Below are 14,474 nucleotides of genomic sequence, written 5' to 3' on the forward strand. Positions count from 1 at the left end.
CGGGGGGCCGGGGATAAAGTGCGCACATGGGGCACTGGTGGGAGCGGAACATCCTGGAACCGGGCAAGCTTCCGCTGCTGCTCGCCCTCAGCGCCTTCGTGCTCACCTTCGTGGTCACCCGGGTCATCACCCGGCTGATCCGCGCCGGGAAGGGGCCGTTCGGCAACGTCCAGGCGGGCGGGGTGCACATCCATCACGTGGTGCCCGGTGTGGTGCTCACCGTCGTCGGCGGTTTCGGCGCCGTCGCCAGCGACCGGCACGGGGCCGGCGGCGCGATCGCCGCCGTGGTCTTCGGGATCGGCGCGGGTCTGGTGCTGGACGAGTTCGCGCTGATCCTGCATCTGGACGACGTGTACTGGAGCGCGGAGGGCCGCAAGAGCGTCGAGGTCGTGGTGATCACCGCCGCGCTGGTCGGGCTGCTGCTCGGGGGGTTCTCCCCGTTCGGCGTCAACGACCTCTCGCACGACGAACTCCAGGACCGGGGCGGGGTCATCGCGTTCGTCGCGGCCAACTTCCTCGTCTCCCTGGTCGCGTTGAGCAAGGGCAAGACCCGTACCGCCGTGTTCGGCGCGATCGTGCCGCTGGTGGCCCTCGCGGGCGCCCTCCGGCTGGCCCGGCCGGCCTCGGCGTGGGCGCGTCGCTTCTACGGTCGGCGGCCCCGCGCCCGTGCCCGGTCCCTGCTGCGGGCCTACCGTCACGACCGGCGCTGGGCGAAGCCCCGCCGCGCGGTTCAGGACTGGATCGGCGGCAAGCCCGACCCGTCCCCGGCGCGGCTGCCCAGGGGGAGCTGAGGCCGCGCCGGGGCGGCCAGGCACAGGGTGCCCACGGCCAGCAGTGCGGCCAGGTGTTCCTTGCCGGCCAGGTTGTCCTTGAGCAGCACCTCGGCCACCATCGCGGCCGGCACCGCCACCGCCGTCACATGGGCGTGGTGCCGTACCGCGAGGTACACCGCGAGCCCCACCACGGCCGCCGAGGGGCCGGTGTCCACCACCCACGCGTCCGAGGCGGGCAGTCCGAGCGGGGCGTGCGGGCCGAGCGCGATCCCGGCGCGCGCGTACAGCGTCCCGGCGAGCGTGGCGACGTAGGCGATGAGCAGGGTGCGGCGGCGGCCGAGGCACAGCTCGGCGATGCCGAACACGCACAGCACCTGGGCCAGCGCGCCCCACACCGGCAGGTCCAGCGCGGGCACGAACAGGGAGAGCGGGGTGCGCAGCAGGGCCGCCCACAGCGGGTCGGCGGCCCTGACGGAGCCCGCCGACTGCACCAGGCGGAAGCCCCAGGGCTGGTTCTGCGCGAACTGCAGGAGCGCGGTCAGGAACACCGCGCCGAGCGTCAGCGGGGCCGCGCGCAGCGGACCGCGGGTGCGCAGCGCCGCCCGTACGGCCGCGTACAGCGGCCCCCACTCGGCGCGTGCCCACGCTCTCACCGGTGGGTCTCCAACTGTCTGCGGTGCAGCCACTTCGGCAGGCCCGGCGCTTCGAGGAAGCCCTCGGCGCGGGCGGCGGCCAGGGCGATACGCGGCAGGTCGGCGCTCTTCTCGAAGAGCAGGAAGCGCGGCTCCCAGATGGGCCGGTACTTTGCGTTGGCCCGGTACAGCGACTCGATCTGCCACCAGCGGGAGAAGAAGCTGAGCAGCGAGCGCCACAGCCGCAGCACCGGCCCGGCGCCCAGGCGGGAACCGCGCTCGAACACCGAGCGGAACACCGCGAAGTTCAGCGAGACCTGGGTGACGCCGAGTTCCTGGGACCGGCGCAGGAGGTCGATCACCATGAACTCCATCAGCCCGTTGTCGCTCTCCCGGTCACGGCGCATCAGGTCCAGCGAGAGGCCGCCGGGGCCCCAGGGCACGAACGACAGCAGGGCGCGCAGCCGCCCCTCGGCGTCGGTGCACTCCAGCATCACGCACCGGCCGTCCCCGGGGTCGGCGAGCCGCCCCAGGGCCATGCTGAAGCCCCGCTCGGTGGCGCCGTCGCGCCAGTCGTCGGCCCGCTCGACGAGGTGGGCCATCTCGGCCGCCGGGATGTCCTCGTGCCGCCGCATCCGCACCCGGTACCCGGCCCGCCGCACCCGGTTGTACGCCTGGCGCACGGTGCGCATCGCGCGGCCCTCCAGGGTGAACTCGCCGACCTCCACGAGGGCTTCGTCGCCGAGTTCGAGGGCGTCCAGGCCGTGCCGGGCGTAGACGGTGCCTGCCTCCTCGCCCGCCCCCATCACGGCCGGGATCCAGCCGTGCGCCCGCGCCTCGGCCAGCCAGGGGGTGATGGCGCCGGGCCATGCCTCGGGGTCGCCCAGAGGGTCGCCGGAGGCCAGGCTGACCCCGCCCACCACCCGGTAGGCGACGGCCGCCTTGCCGGTCGGCGACCACAGCACGCTCTTCTCCCGGCGCAGTGCGAAGTAGCCGAGGGAGTCGCGTTCGCCGTGCCTGTCCAGCAGTTCGCGCAGCCGCTTCTCGTCGTCCTCGGTGAGCGGGTCGACGGCGCGACGGGAGCGGAACGCGGCGTACAGGGCGGCGAGGAGGAGGCCCGTGCTGAGCACGTTGATGCTCACGTCGGCCCAGTTGGGCGGGTCGATGCCGGGGAAGCCGGACTCCTCGATGCCCACGGACACCAACCGCAGCGTGCCGTACCGCCAGCGCTCCAGGAACGTCGAACGCGCCGCGTCCGGCGCCTGGTTGGTGGCCGTCACCAGCAGCGCGGCGAGCAGCGAGGCCACCGCCGTGCCGCCGACGGCGACGGTCGCGGCGAGCCGGGGGTTGGCGCGGTCGCCCTTGGCGTAGAACTCGCGGCGGCCGGTGAGCAGGACGGCGACGAAGGCGGCCGTGAGGGCGAGGGAGATCCAGTTCTGCGGGTACCGGCGGATCTCCGGGAAGGCCATGGCGAAGGCGAACAGGGCCAGGAAGGCGCCGCTGAGCGCCAGGTTGAGGATCCACGCGGCCCGCTTGCGCCGCCGCATGGTGATGGCCAGGAACGCGGTGAAGACACCCGAGGCGAAGCCGGCCGTCAGCAGGTACGGCGTGAACAGGTTCTCCTGGTTGTGCCGGCGCACGTCCTGGCCCAGCGAGACCCACACCGCGCTGAGGAAGTTGACGAACGCGACGGCCCGCAGATACCAGACCGCGCCGGCGGCGGCCCGGCGGGACGACATCCCGCCCGGCCGCCGGTCCGGCCCGGTCCGCCGGTCCGGTTCCGTCCGCTGGTCCACGGCAACCACGGCAACTCGGGCATCTCCCATGAGCGGGGATCATATGTCCGCATATGCCGCGAATCGCGCTCATCGGCGCCGTGGGCCGCGCCCGGCTAGGCGCTCTCGGTCACGTCCTCCGGCTTCCCCGGCTCGGGCTTCTCCGGCTCGGGCTTCTCCGGCTCCGGCCGCTCCGGCAGCTCGGCGGCCAGCGCGGCGGCCGACCGGACCAGGGGGAGCGCCAGCAGGGCGCCCGCGCCCTCGCCGACCCGCACGCCCTGGGCCAGCAGCGGCTCCAGGGCCATCCGGTCCAGCGCCTTCGCCTGTCCCGGCTCGCCGCTGTCGTGGCCCGCGAGCCACCAGTCCGGCGCCCGGAACGCCACCCGCTGGCCCACCAGCGCGCAGGCGGCGGACACCACGCCGTCCAGGATCACCGGGAGCTTGCGCACCGCGCACTGGAGCAGGAACCCGGTCATCGCGGTCAGGTCCGCGCCGCCCACCGTCGCCAGCAGTTCGAGCTGGTCGCCGAGGACCGGGCGCGCGCGCCGCAGCGCGTCCCGCACCGCCGCGCACTTGCGCATCCACGCCAGGTCGTCGATGGCCTCGCCGCCCCGGCCGGTCACCACCGAGGCGTCCGTCCCGCACAGTGCGGCCACCAGCACCGCGGCCGCCGTCGTACCGCCCACGCTCACGTCGCCGAGCACCACGAGGTCGGTGCCGGAGTCGGCCTCCTCGTCGGCGACGGCCATCCCGGCCCGGAACGCCGTCTCGGCCTCCTCGGCGGTCAGGGCGTCCTCGATGTCGATCCGGCCGCTGCCGCGCCGCACCCGGTACCGCGAGACCTCCGCCGGGAATGCGTCCGGCGCGCAGTCCAGCGCCAGGTCCACCACCCGTACCGGCACGTCCAGCCGGCGGGCCAGCACCGCGGCCGGGCTCGCGCCCTCCAGCACCGCCCGCACCAGGCCGGCCGCGCCGCCTTCCGGCCGCTTGGAGACGCCGAGCGTGGCGATGCCGTGGTCACCGGCGAAGAGGACCATCTTCGGCCGCTCGACCGGCCGCAGGGGCACCGCGCCCTGCGCGGCCGCCAGCCACTCGCCCAGCTCGTCCAGCTTGCCCAGCGCGCCGGGCGGCACGGCCAGGCGCTCCCGCCGCGCCTCGGCGTCCCCGCGCACACCGCCGTCCGGGCGCTCGATCAGATCGGTGAAGTCGTCGAGTTGAAGCCTGTCCATTCGCGGAACAGTACCGCCCGCGCGTGAGGCGCCCCGCGCCACACCGCCACCACACCCGGCCGACGTCGTTGCACCCAAGATCGGCATCCCATACGTTCCGGTTTACCGCGAAATGCCGTACAGGGAGCCGCCATGCCGCCCTCGCCCTCCGCCCCGCAGGTCAGCGACCGGTTCCCCGGCCCGCGCCGCGAGGACTGTCCCTGGTGCGGCTCCGCCCGCCTGCGCACCCGGCTCAGAGCCCCCGGCCGGCAGCGGACCGGCGCCGTCGCCCTCGACCGGTGCGGCGACTGCGCCCACGCCTTCCAGAACCCTCGGTCCGCCGATGACGCCGCCCGCCCGCTGCCGGGCCGTCGCCACCGGGCCGCCGCCCGCGCCCTCGCCGGACTCCCCGACCCGGAGAGCTGGCTCGACGTCGGCACCGGGCACGGTCACTTCCCCGAGGCCGCCAAGGAGTTCTTCCCGTACACCAGCTTCGACGGGCTCGACCCCTCCGCGCGTGTCGAGCGGGCGCTCGACGAGGGCCGCGTCGAGGAGGCCCACCGGGGGCTGCTGACCACGCCCGGCATCACCGAGCGGCTGCGCGCCCGCTACGACGTGGTCAGCATGTTCCACCACCTGGCGCACGTCCCCGACCCCCGCGCCGAACTGCACGCCGCGCTGGCCGTGCTCCGCCCCGGCGGCCACCTCGTGATCGAGGCCGCCGACCCGGACTGCGCCTACGCCGCCCTCCTCGGCCCCCGCTGGCTCCCGCACAGCCACCTCCACCTGCTCCCGCTGCCCAACCTGGAGGCCGAACTCCGCGCCCTGGACTGCGCGATCACCACCACGGCCCGCACCCACCAGCCCCAGGACCTCACCACGGCGTTCACCCTCCCCGCGCCCCTGCGGGTCCCCCTGGCGGCGGCCACGGCCCTGGACCACCTCCTCGCCCCCCTCACCCGCCACACCCGCTTCGCCAGCACCTACCGGGTGGTGGCCCGCGCACCGGGACGGTCACCCAGCTAGGGCCTGTCGCGGAGGGCCTAGCCGCGCAGCACCAGCGCCTGGCCCGCCACCACCAGGACGACCTGCTCGCACTCGGAGGCGAACGCCGTGTTCAGGCGGCCCAGTTCGTCGCGGTAGCGGCGGCCGGAGGCGGTGGCGGGGACGATGCCGGAACCGACCTCGTTGGAGACCGCCACCACCGTGCGGGGCGTCTCGCGCACCGCCCGCGTCAGTTCCCGGACCCGCTCGCGCAGCGCCTTCTGGCCGCCGTCCGCCCACTGGGCGTCGTCCCAGGCGCCGACCGCGTCCATGACGTCGGTCAGCCAGAGCGAGAGGCAGTCGATCAGCAGGGGCGGCCCGTCCTCGGCCAGCAGCGGGACCAGGTCCGTGGTCTCCGCCGTCTGCCAGGAGCCCGGCCGCCGCTCGCGGTGCGCGGCCACCCGGTCCGCCCACTCGCGGTCCCCGGCGCGGGTGCCGCCGGTCGCCGCGTACACCACGTCCGGGAAGGACTCCAGGCGCCGTTCGGCCTCCACCGACTTGCCCGAGCGCGCCCCGCCCAGCACCAGCGTCCGGCGCGGCACGTCCGGCACCTCGTCGTACGCTCCCACCGCCAGCGTCACCCCGTCCGGTACCGTCCGCGCCCCTGCCGCCGCCAGCCGCCGGGGCAACTCCGTGGCCTGCGGCACGTCGTGGTCCAGGTGGACGGCGACGACGTCCGTGGCCGGACCCACCCCGCCGGCCGCCCGCAGCCGGGCCAGCGCGTCCGGGCGCCCCACGATGTCGGCCAGGACCATGTGGTACGGCTCCGCCGACCGCTCCAGTCCCGCCGGAGACCCGCCCGGCGGCAGATACAGCAGCCGGAGCCCGCTCGGCCCGGTCACCTCGTACCCGGTGCCGCCCGCGTCCATCGCCAGTGCCCGCACCCGATGCCCCGTCAGCAGCGTCAGCTCGCGGCCGTCCGGCACCCGGACCGGCTGCGGCAGCCCGGCCGGCACCTCAAGGGCGGGCCCGTCGTGCGGGTGGGACAGCAGCACCTGGCGCACCCCGCCCAGCGAATGCCCGGCCCGCGCCGCCGCGAACGCCGCGCCGGGGGTCAGGTCCAGCAGCAGGACCCCGTCCACCAGCAGCGCGGTGGCCGCCCGCGCGTCCGGGCCGAGCGCGTTCGCGCACACGGCACAGGGGCAGGCGGGGCGGGGCAGCCCCGAGGGGGCACCGGTGCCGAGCAGAGTGACATCCACGGAACCGATTTTCACCTCTCCCGGCGGCCCCCGCGCACCGGGCCGCCTGAGCGGACGATGATCCACGATGTCCTGTGGGCGGCCCCGGTGACCGCATACGCTGCCCGCAGAAGTCGGATCGAAGGAGGCGCGCATGACAGCTTGGACGTGGCGGTTCGAGAAGGCCGACGGGACGGAGGTCCCGCCCGCGGTGGAGCCCGAGGAGTTCACCACGCAGGGCGACGCCGAGTCCTGGGTCGGCGAGAACTGGAAGGCGCTGCTGGAGGGCGGCGCCGAGCAGGTGCGGCTCTTCGAGGAGGGCACCGAGATCTACGGGCCGATGAGCCTGAACGCCCAGGAGCAGTAGCGCCGAAGGCCCCGCGGGGGCGGGGTTCTCCCGCTCCCGTCGGCAGGCCCCGTCACTGCTCCCCGAGCGTCACCTGTGCGGTGTGCGCGGTGCCCGAGCGCTGGTAGGTGACCGCAGTCCGCGCGCCCGGCTCCTCCTCCGCCAGCGCCTCGGCGAGTTCCGTGCCGGAGCCGGTCGGGGTGTCACCCAGCCGGGTGATCACATCGCCCGCCCGGAGCCCCGCCTTCGCCGCCGGACCACCCGCCTGCACCGTGACCACCGCCGCCCCGGCGGGCCGGTAGCCGTCGTCCACGACCGTACGGACCGTCACGCCCAGCGCGGCCCGGCCCGAGTCGGTGACCTTGCCGCTGCTGATGATCTGCCCGGCGACCGTGCGCACCGTCGACGCGGGGATGGCGAAGCCGATGCCGGGCGCCGCCCCGCCCTCCATGCCTGGGTCGGACGCGCCCAGCGTCGGGATGCCGATCACCCGGCCGTCGAGGTTCACCAGCGCGCCCCCGCTGTTGCCCGGATTGATCGCGGCCGAGGTCTGCACCATGTTGGTGAGCGTGGCGCCCGTACCGTCGCTGTCCCCGGGCTCGCTGACGGTCCGTCCGGTGGCCGAGACGATGCCCTGGGTCACGCTGGACGAGAGGCCGAGCGGTGAGCCCATGGCCAGCACGATCTGGCCGACCTCCACCTCGTCGGAGCCCCCGAACACCGCCGGGCGCAGCCCCGCCGGTACCCGGTCCAGCTTGATCACCGCGAGGTCCTGCTCGGGGTAGGAGTAGACGAGGCTCGCCGACAGCGGTTCCTCGCTGCTGGCCGTGGTCACCTTGAAGGTCTTCTCCGTGCCGACCACGTGCGCGTTGGTGACGATGTGGCCCCTGTCGTCGTACACCACGCCGGAGCCCAGGGCCTGTCCCGCCTGGAGCTGCACGACCGAGGGCAGCACGTCCTTGATGACCATCTGGTACCGGTCCTGGAGGTCGTCCGCCACCATCGGCAGCGCCGCCTGCGCGGTCGGACCGCCCTTGCGGGCCGGTGACACCGGGTTCGAGCAGCCGGCGAGGAGGACGGCGGCGCACAGCGGCACGGCGACCGCGGCACTCCGGAGCCCGGCCCGGATACGGGAAGCGTCCATGCCCGAGTCTCCCCACGGGCCGAGGACCCCGGCCCGCCGGATACGCCCGAACGAGGCCTCAGCCCCGCACACCGCACAGGTGCAGCAGCTCCGCGACCCCCCGGTACGGGTCCGTGCGGCCCGCACGCTCCTCGACCGCGAGCAGGGTCTCCAGGTCGGCCTCACAGGCGGGGGCAGCCGGGGTGCGCCCGGCGAAGACGCGTACGCCGTACCAGGCGTGCAGCGGGGCGGCGATGCCGTGCAGGGTGGCGGTCAGGGCGGCCAGCCGGTCGGCGCGGCCCTCCGGGCCGGGAGGCACCGGGGCGTCGCCGTCCGCCTCGGTGCGGGAGCGGGGGAGCAGGGCGGCGCTGTCCAGCGCGGCCAGCGCACCGGCCCAGTCGCCGGTGAGGCCCGGCCCCATGGCGAGGGCGTCGCCGTTGCGCACCAGCAGGGACAGCAGGCCCCCGGGCGCGAGCATCCGGGCCAGCCCGGCCACCAGCGGGTCGGGCTCCTCGACGTACATCAGCACGCCGTGGCACAGCACCACGTCGAAGCTGCCCGGCAGGAAGTGCACACCGGTGTCCCGCCCGTCGCCCTGCACCAGCCGGACGCGCTCGCGGATGCCCTCCGGCTCCTCGGCCAGCGTCCCGCGGGCGGCGGCGACCAGCTCGGGGTCGCGTTCGACCCCGGTCACCTGGTGGCCCAGCCGGGCGAGCCGCAGCGCCTGCGCGCCCCGGCCCATCCCGACGTCCAGCACGCGCAGCCGACGCCCGACGGGGAAGACGCGGGCGAGCTGCTCGTCCAGTTGCCAGGTCACCAGCCGCTGCCGGATCAGCTCGCCCGGCGCATCCGGCCGGTCCAGGGCCGCCGTGCCGGGCGCAGCGTCTGCGCTCAGGGTCGCTCTCCGCGCTTGACCTGCGGCTTAGGCAGCCGCAGCCGGCGCATCTGGAGGGAGCGCATCAGGCCGTAGGCGACGGCGCCCCGGCGGTTCACGTCCGGGAACTTCTCGGCGAGCCGCTTGCGCAGCCGGTAGCCGCTGAAGGCGGAGTCGATGACGATCAGCACGATCACGATCAGCCACAGCAGCAGCGCGATGTTCTGGATCGAGGGGACCCGCACCACGCTGAGGATCAGGATCACGATGGCCAGCGGGAGGAAGAACTCCGCCACGTTGATCCGCGAGTCCACCCAGTCACGGGCGAACTTGCGCACCGGACCCTTGTCCCTGGCGGGCAGATACCTCTCGTCACCCCCTGCCAGCGCGCGGCGCTGCCGCTCCAGGGCCTGGCGGCGGTCCTCACGCTGCCGCTTGGCGGTGTCCTTGCGGGACACGGGCGTACTGGCGACACCGCGGCGCTGGGACTGGGCCTCACTGCGCTTGGGCGTGGGCCTGCCCTTGCGGGCCTGCGGGTCGCGGGGCTGACTGGATCCGGTCACCTGCGCCTTGTCGGCGGGTGCCTTCTCTTCCTTCGCACGGCTACGGAACACAAAACCCAAGGGTACGGGCATCACCGGCATGGACCCCAGTGTCCCGGGGAACGATCCGGCAACACCGGACGTCTACAGGGGTACAGAGGGGACGTCGCGGACTCTTCCTGGGCGAGTCGTACACCCGTCGAGGGGCCACCCCCGGGGATCACCTACTCCTCACGCCGGAGTGGCCGGGCCGACGCTCGTCCTTGGGGAGGAGCGCATCGCTCCCCGAACGGTGCGGTAATGGAGGCAGGGCCCGTACTGTGGGTTCTGTCGCAGGATCGGTGAGCCGGAGTTCCGTCAGAAGGGGGCGCGCGAAGCCCATGAGCGGTGTCATGAAGCGTATGGGGATGATCTTCCGCGCGAAGGCGAACAAGGCCCTTGACCGGGCCGAGGACCCGCGCGAGACCCTCGACTACTCGTACCAGAAGCAGCTCGAGCTGCTCCAGAAGGTGCGGCGCGGCGTCGCCGACGTGGCGACCTCCCGCAAGCGTCTGGAGCTCCAGCTCAACCAGTTGCAGCAGCAGTCCGGGAAGCTGGAGGACCAGGGCCGCAAGGCGCTCGCGCTGGGCCGTGAGGATCTGGCCCGCGAGGCGCTGTCCCGCCGCGCCGCCCTCCAGCAGCAGGTCACCGATCTGGAGACCCAGCACGCCACCCTCCAGGGCGAGGAGGAGAAGCTCACCCTCGCGGCCCAGCGCCTCCAGGCCAAGGTGGACGCCTTCCGTACGAAGAAGGAGACCATCAAGGCCACCTACACGGCCGCCCAGGCGCAGACCCGGATCGGTGAGGCGTTCTCCGGCATCTCCGAGGAGATGGGCGACGTGGGCCTCGCGATCCAGCGGGCCGAGGACAAGACGGCCCAGCTCCAGGCGCGGGCCGGCGCGATCGACGAACTGCTCGCCTCCGGCGCGCTGGACGACCAGTCCGGCATGGCCAAGGACGACATCCAGGCCGAGCTGGACCGGCTCTCCGGCGGCTCCGACGTCGAGCTGGAGCTCCAGCGGATGAAGGCCGAGCTGGCCGGGGGTCCCTCGGCTCAGCAGCAGGCCATCGAGGGCGGTGCGGGCGGGCAGCAGGCCCAGCAGCAGCCGCAGGACACCCCCCGCTTCGACAAGCAGTAGTCCGCCGCCGGGACCGGAGCCGAGGAGGCCGACGTGATCGTACGGATCATGGGTGAGGGCCAGGTGAGCGTGGACGACTCCCACTTCACCCGGCTCAACGAACTGGACGACGAACTGCTGGCCGAGATGGAGAGCGGCGACGAGGCGGGCTTCCGCCGCACCCTCACCGCCCTCCTCGACGCCGTCCGGGGCCTCGGCACCCCGCTCCCGGACGACGCCCTGGAGCCCTCCGAGCTGATCCTGCCCGCCCCGGACGCCACCCTGGACGAGGTCCGCAAGATGCTCAGCGACGACGGACTGATCCCCGGCTGATCAGCCCAGCGTGAAGAAGGTGGCGCGGGACTTCTGCCACTCCGGGTGGGAGAGGTCCTTGGCCTCGGTGCCGTCGCCGTAGAGGTCGGCGCTGCCGTCGTCGGTGACGAGCTGGACCCGGCCGCCGGACACGTCCAGGTCGGGCACCGACACCACGGACTCCCAGCCGCCCGCGTCCGCCGTGGGCAGGTCCAGCACCTTCACCGGCTGGTGCCCGGCCACCCCGTCCCAGCGGTACAGGGCGTAGGGCGCGCTGTTGTCCTCGGCCGCCCAGGACCCGGCGAGGATCAGGTACTGCCCCTTGTCGTTGCGGCGCAGATCCCGCACCGACAGCCCGCCGAGGTCCAGCTCGACCGGGGTGCCGAACGCCGCCTTCGTGCCGCGCGCCACCTGGTCCATGTTGGTCACCGGCACGATCAGCGCCTTCCCGCCCTCGCGCGGCGGCACCAGCGGGGCGCGGAAGCCGACGTAGGCGGTGGTGGTGGAGCCGGGCGCGAACTCCAGGCCCTCCACGTTGAAGCCGTCCACCTGCTTGGGGGCCTGGCCGTCGGCGGTGGCGGCCGCGAAGCCGTACCGGTCGCCGTTCGCGTGGTCCCAGGCCACCAGGTCGTCCCGCAGCCTGTGCCCGGCGCCGCCGAAGGCCACCGAGGTGCCGGCGCCGGAGCCGGAGAGGGTGGTGGTGAAGACCGTGTTCCGGTCCGCCTTGTACTCGCCGTCCTTGTTGTTGCCGAGCGAGCCGGTCCAGTAGACGGTGTTCCCGACGCGGGCCGCGCCCTCGATGTCCACCTCCTTGTCCGCGCCCAGCGCGGAACCCAGGTCCCAGCTCCGCACCGGCGCGCCCGAGGCCGTGCCGTCGTACAGGCGCAGGGTGTTGTCCTCGTCGTTGGCCACCAGGACGTAGCCGCCCCCGGCGTCCACGGCGGCGGAGGCGTCCGCGGCGCCGGTGAGGTAGCGGGCGTCGGCCGCGTGCTGGACGGCGGGGGAGGCCGCGTAGTGCAGGGTCGTCGTGGCCGACTTCCCGTCGGCGCCGGTCACCTTCAGGGTGAGGTCGGCGTAGCCCTGGGCGCGGGCGGTCACCGCGACCGTACGGCTGGCCCCGCTGCCCGTGACCCGGACGTCCCCGGTGCCCGCCACCGTGCTCCGGGTGCTCTTGGACGCCGTCACCGTCAGCCCCGAGGCGTCCGCGCCGCTCTGCGCGACGGTCACGGTGACCACCGGGTCGCCGCTCGCGCCGACCGCGCCGGACAGGTACGCGGCCGACAGCTTGATCGTCGGGGTTCCGGTGGACGCCGCGTGCACCGTGGCCACCGGGCCGAGCACCGCCAGCAGGGCGACGGCGGTTGCGGGAGGGAGCAGACGCGAGGGGAGGGGGCGCACGGTCACTGCCTTTCGACGACGGGACACATCCGGCGAGCAGAAGGCTCGGCCCGCCCGGCCAACGGCGGGCGTCCACCACGGGTATCCCCGGCGAACACCGCCCGACACCTGGCGTCCCACCGCGCACCCGCACGTTCCCGGCGCCCCGTACTGTTCACCGGGTGAGCACTCTGCGACGCGCCCGGTACCAGTTCAAGGCGCACCCCCTCACACTCGACGCGGTCGTCGCGGCGGCCGTGCTGCTGTGCATGATCAGCAGTTCCTTCGCGGCACCGGACGGCGACCACGGAGTGGCCTGGGGTGCACGCGGCCCGGCCCCGCTGAGCCTGCTGCTGATGGTCCTGGCCGCCGCCGCGCTCGTCCTGCGCCGCCGCTCCGCCCTGGCCGTGCTGGCGTCGACCGGGACGCTCGCGCTGGTCGAGTGCGTCACCGGCGACCCACGCGCGCCCGTGGCGATGACCACCGTCATCGCCCTGTACACCGTCGCCTCCACCACCGACCGCGCCACCACCTGGCGGGTCGGCCTGCTCACCATGACCGTGCTGACGGCCGCGGCGATGCTCGCCGGACCGCTGCCCTGGTACGCGCAGGAGAACATCGCCCTCGTCGCCTGGACCGGCATCGGGGCCACCGCGGGCGACGCCGTCCGCAGCCACCGCGCCTTCGTGCAGGCCATCCGGGAGCGCGCCGAACGCGCCGAGCGCACCCGCGAGGAGGAGGCCCGGCGCAGGGTCGCCGAGGAGCGGCTGCGCATCGCCCGCGAGCTGCACGACGTGGTCGCCCACCACATCGCCCTGGTCAACGTGCAGGCCGGCGTCGTCGCCCATGTGATGGACCGGCGCCCCGACCAGGCCAAGGAAGCCCTCGCCCACGTCCGCGAGGCCAGCCGCTCCGCACTGGAGGATCTGCGCGCCACCGTCGGACTGCTCCGCCAGTCCGACGACCCGGCCGCCCCCACCGAACCCGCCTCCGGCCTCGGCCGCCTCGACGAACTCGCCGGGACCTTCCGCAACGCGGGGCTCCCCGTCCAGGTCGCCCGCGCCGACCAGGACACCGAACTCCCGGCCGCCGTCGACCTGGCCGCCTACCGGATCGTGCAGGAAGCCCTCACCAACGCCCAGAAGCACGCCGGAGCGGGCGCCAAGGCCGAGGTCAGCGTCGTACGGGTCGGCCCGAACATCGAGGTCAGCGTGCTGGACGACGGCGCGGGCGCCACCGGGGCGCCCACCACGGGCGGCGGGCACGGGCTGCTCGGCATGCGCGAGCGGGTCACCGCGCTCGGCGGCACCCTCACCACCGGCCCCCGCTACGGCGGCGGCTTCCGCGTCCATGCCATCCTGCCCGTCCAGACCCGCCCCGGAGCCGAGAGGAAGCCCGCATGACGATCCGCGTCCTGCTCGCCGACGACCAGGCGCTGCTGCGCAGCGCGTTCCGGGTGCTGGTCGACTCCGAACCCGGCATGAGCGTGGTGGGGGAGGCGTCCGACGGCGCCGAGGCGGTCCGGCTGGCCAAGGAGTGCGGCGCCGACGTCGTCCTCATGGACATCCGGATGCCCGGCACCGACGGGCTGGCCGCCACCCGCATGATCGGCGCCGACCCGGAGCTGGCACACGTCCGGGTGGTCATCCTGACCACGTTCGAGGTCGACGACTACGTGGTCAGGGCGCTGCGCGCGGGCGCCTCCGGGTTCCTCGGCAAGGGCAGCGAGCCCGACGAGCTGCTGACCGCCATCCGGCTGGCCGCGAGCGGAGAGGCGCTGCTGTCCCCGGCCGCCACCAAGGGCCTGATCGGCCGCTTCCTCGCCCAGTCCGACGCCCCCGTCCCCGACCCGGCCCGCCTCGCCCGGCTCGACGCCCTCACCGGACGCGAGCGCGAGGTGCTGGTCCTGGTGGCCGGCGGCCACTCCAACGACGAGATCGCCGAGCGGCTGGAGGTCAGCCCGCTGACGGTGAAGACGCACGTCAACCGGGCCATGGCCAAGCTGGGCGCCCGCGACCGGGCCCAGCTCGTCGTCATCGCCTACGAGTCCGGGCTGGTCCGCCCGAGGTCGGACTGACCTCCACCCGCTCTACTGCGCGAGGAGTACCGGCCCGCGCCGGAAATGGACCTGGG

The 14,474-nt window shown here is 74.4% G+C and carries 15 protein-coding genes; 7 read left to right on the forward strand and 8 right to left on the reverse strand.

Features of this window, described 5'->3' with window-relative positions:
- Positions 1 to 26: 26 nt before the first annotated feature.
- Positions 27 to 791, forward strand: a complete 765-nt coding sequence (locus HEK131_RS06980) for a hypothetical protein (RefSeq protein WP_217463883.1) — start codon at positions 27 to 29, stop codon at positions 789 to 791.
- On the opposite strand, the gene HEK131_RS06985 is transcribed toward HEK131_RS06980, so the two are convergent.
- From HEK131_RS06985 to cobT, 3 genes are all read right to left on the reverse strand, one after another.
- Positions 731 to 1,426 carry a hypothetical protein gene (locus HEK131_RS06985; protein ID WP_244334108.1) on the reverse strand — a complete coding sequence of 232 codons (696 nt, stop codon included), beginning with the start codon at positions 1,424 to 1,426 and terminating at the stop codon, positions 731 to 733. The genes HEK131_RS06980 and HEK131_RS06985 overlap by 61 nt on opposite strands.
- Positions 1,423 to 3,231 (reverse strand): phosphatidylglycerol lysyltransferase domain-containing protein, encoded by a 1,809-nt coding sequence (locus HEK131_RS06990; protein WP_432215614.1) that lies wholly within the window; start codon positions 3,229 to 3,231, stop codon positions 1,423 to 1,425. The genes HEK131_RS06985 and HEK131_RS06990 overlap by 4 nt, the downstream gene beginning before the upstream one ends.
- 65 nt (positions 3,232 to 3,296) lie before the next feature.
- Positions 3,297 to 4,409, reverse strand: coding sequence for a nicotinate-nucleotide--dimethylbenzimidazole phosphoribosyltransferase (gene cobT / locus HEK131_RS06995; protein ID WP_244334110.1), 1,113 nt, complete (start codon positions 4,407 to 4,409; stop codon positions 3,297 to 3,299).
- A 132-nt stretch (positions 4,410 to 4,541) separates the two neighbouring features.
- Here cobT and HEK131_RS07000 point away from each other — a divergent pair, with 132 nt between their 5' ends.
- The gene (locus tag HEK131_RS07000) at positions 4,542 to 5,414 is read left to right on the forward strand and encodes a class I SAM-dependent methyltransferase (protein ID WP_244334111.1); all 873 of its coding nucleotides are present in this window, start codon (positions 4,542 to 4,544) and stop codon (positions 5,412 to 5,414) included.
- A gap of 17 nt (positions 5,415 to 5,431) precedes the next feature.
- Here HEK131_RS07000 and HEK131_RS07005 read toward each other — a convergent pair whose 3' ends face one another.
- Positions 5,432 to 6,631 carry a bifunctional adenosylcobinamide kinase/adenosylcobinamide-phosphate guanylyltransferase gene (locus HEK131_RS07005; protein WP_217463888.1) on the reverse strand — a complete coding sequence of 400 codons (1,200 nt, stop codon included), beginning with the start codon at positions 6,629 to 6,631 and terminating at the stop codon, positions 5,432 to 5,434.
- Between the two features lie 133 nt (positions 6,632 to 6,764).
- On the opposite strand from HEK131_RS07005, the gene HEK131_RS07010 reads away from it, so the two are divergent.
- Positions 6,765 to 6,977: a hypothetical protein gene (locus HEK131_RS07010; protein WP_217463889.1), complete on the forward strand. Its 213-nt coding sequence runs from the start codon at positions 6,765 to 6,767 to the stop codon at positions 6,975 to 6,977.
- Positions 6,978 to 7,029: 52 nt separating this feature from the next.
- Here HEK131_RS07010 and HEK131_RS07015 read toward each other — a convergent pair whose 3' ends face one another.
- The 3 genes from HEK131_RS07015 to HEK131_RS07025 form a co-directional block, all read right to left on the reverse strand.
- Positions 7,030 to 8,100: a S1C family serine protease gene (locus HEK131_RS07015; RefSeq protein ID WP_244334112.1), complete on the reverse strand. Its 1,071-nt coding sequence runs from the start codon at positions 8,098 to 8,100 to the stop codon at positions 7,030 to 7,032.
- A 58-nt stretch (positions 8,101 to 8,158) separates the two neighbouring features.
- Positions 8,159 to 8,896, reverse strand: a complete 738-nt coding sequence (locus tag HEK131_RS07020) for a class I SAM-dependent methyltransferase (RefSeq protein ID WP_244334113.1) — start codon at positions 8,894 to 8,896, stop codon at positions 8,159 to 8,161.
- Between the two features lie 74 nt (positions 8,897 to 8,970).
- Entirely contained in the window at positions 8,971 to 9,597 is a 627-nt protein-coding gene (locus tag HEK131_RS07025; RefSeq protein ID WP_217463892.1) for a DUF3043 domain-containing protein, read from the reverse strand.
- A 278-nt stretch (positions 9,598 to 9,875) separates the two neighbouring features.
- Here HEK131_RS07025 and HEK131_RS07030 point away from each other — a divergent pair, with 278 nt between their 5' ends.
- Both HEK131_RS07030 and pspAA read left to right on the forward strand, forming a co-directional pair.
- Positions 9,876 to 10,673 (forward strand): PspA/IM30 family protein, encoded by a 798-nt coding sequence (locus HEK131_RS07030; protein ID WP_217463893.1) that lies wholly within the window; start codon positions 9,876 to 9,878, stop codon positions 10,671 to 10,673.
- A 33-nt stretch (positions 10,674 to 10,706) separates the two neighbouring features.
- Positions 10,707 to 10,985: a PspA-associated protein PspAA gene (pspAA, locus tag HEK131_RS07035; protein WP_161150852.1), complete on the forward strand. Its 279-nt coding sequence runs from the start codon at positions 10,707 to 10,709 to the stop codon at positions 10,983 to 10,985.
- Here the strand turns inward: pspAA and HEK131_RS07040 are convergent, their stop codons facing one another.
- Complete coding sequence (locus tag HEK131_RS07040) at positions 10,986 to 12,362, reverse strand: DUF3616 domain-containing protein (RefSeq protein ID WP_244334114.1); 1,377 nt, start codon at positions 12,360 to 12,362, stop codon at positions 10,986 to 10,988. It abuts the gene before it with no gap.
- Between the two features lie 161 nt (positions 12,363 to 12,523).
- On the opposite strand from HEK131_RS07040, the gene HEK131_RS07045 reads away from it, so the two are divergent.
- Together HEK131_RS07045 and HEK131_RS07050 are read left to right on the forward strand one after the other, a co-directional pair.
- Positions 12,524 to 13,744 carry a sensor histidine kinase gene (locus HEK131_RS07045; protein ID WP_244334115.1) on the forward strand — a complete coding sequence of 407 codons (1,221 nt, stop codon included), beginning with the start codon at positions 12,524 to 12,526 and terminating at the stop codon, positions 13,742 to 13,744.
- Positions 13,741 to 14,418, forward strand: a complete 678-nt coding sequence (locus tag HEK131_RS07050) for a response regulator (protein WP_217463896.1) — start codon at positions 13,741 to 13,743, stop codon at positions 14,416 to 14,418. The genes HEK131_RS07045 and HEK131_RS07050 overlap by 4 nt, the downstream gene beginning before the upstream one ends.
- Positions 14,419 to 14,474 lie beyond the last annotated feature (56 nt).

Source organism: Streptomyces seoulensis, from assembly GCF_022846655.1.
Taxonomy (GTDB): domain Bacteria; phylum Actinomycetota; class Actinomycetes; order Streptomycetales; family Streptomycetaceae; genus Streptomyces.

What these genes read in the sequence shown, in the direction of transcription:
- HEK131_RS07015 (WP_244334112.1), bottom strand. Translation starts at nt 8,100, where the DNA reads ATGGACGCTTCCCGTATCCGGGCCGGGCTCCGGAGTGCCGCGGTCGCC.
- HEK131_RS07025 (WP_217463892.1), bottom strand. Translation starts at nt 9,597, where the DNA reads ATGCCGGTGATGCCCGTACCCTTGGGTTTTGTGTTCCGTAGCCGTGCG.
- HEK131_RS07030 (WP_217463893.1), top strand. Translation starts at nt 9,876, where the DNA reads ATGAGCGGTGTCATGAAGCGTATGGGGATGATCTTCCGCGCGAAGGCG.
- HEK131_RS06980 (WP_217463883.1), top strand. Translation starts at nt 27, where the DNA reads ATGGGGCACTGGTGGGAGCGGAACATCCTGGAACCGGGCAAGCTTCCG.
- HEK131_RS07000 (WP_244334111.1), top strand. Translation starts at nt 4,542, where the DNA reads ATGCCGCCCTCGCCCTCCGCCCCGCAGGTCAGCGACCGGTTCCCCGGC.
- HEK131_RS07010 (WP_217463889.1), top strand. Translation starts at nt 6,765, where the DNA reads ATGACAGCTTGGACGTGGCGGTTCGAGAAGGCCGACGGGACGGAGGTC.
- cobT (WP_244334110.1), bottom strand. Translation starts at nt 4,409, where the DNA reads ATGGACAGGCTTCAACTCGACGACTTCACCGATCTGATCGAGCGCCCG.
- HEK131_RS06990 (WP_432215614.1), bottom strand. Translation starts at nt 3,231, where the DNA reads ATGGGAGATGCCCGAGTTGCCGTGGTTGCCGTGGACCAGCGGACGGAA.
- HEK131_RS07050 (WP_217463896.1), top strand. Translation starts at nt 13,741, where the DNA reads ATGACGATCCGCGTCCTGCTCGCCGACGACCAGGCGCTGCTGCGCAGC.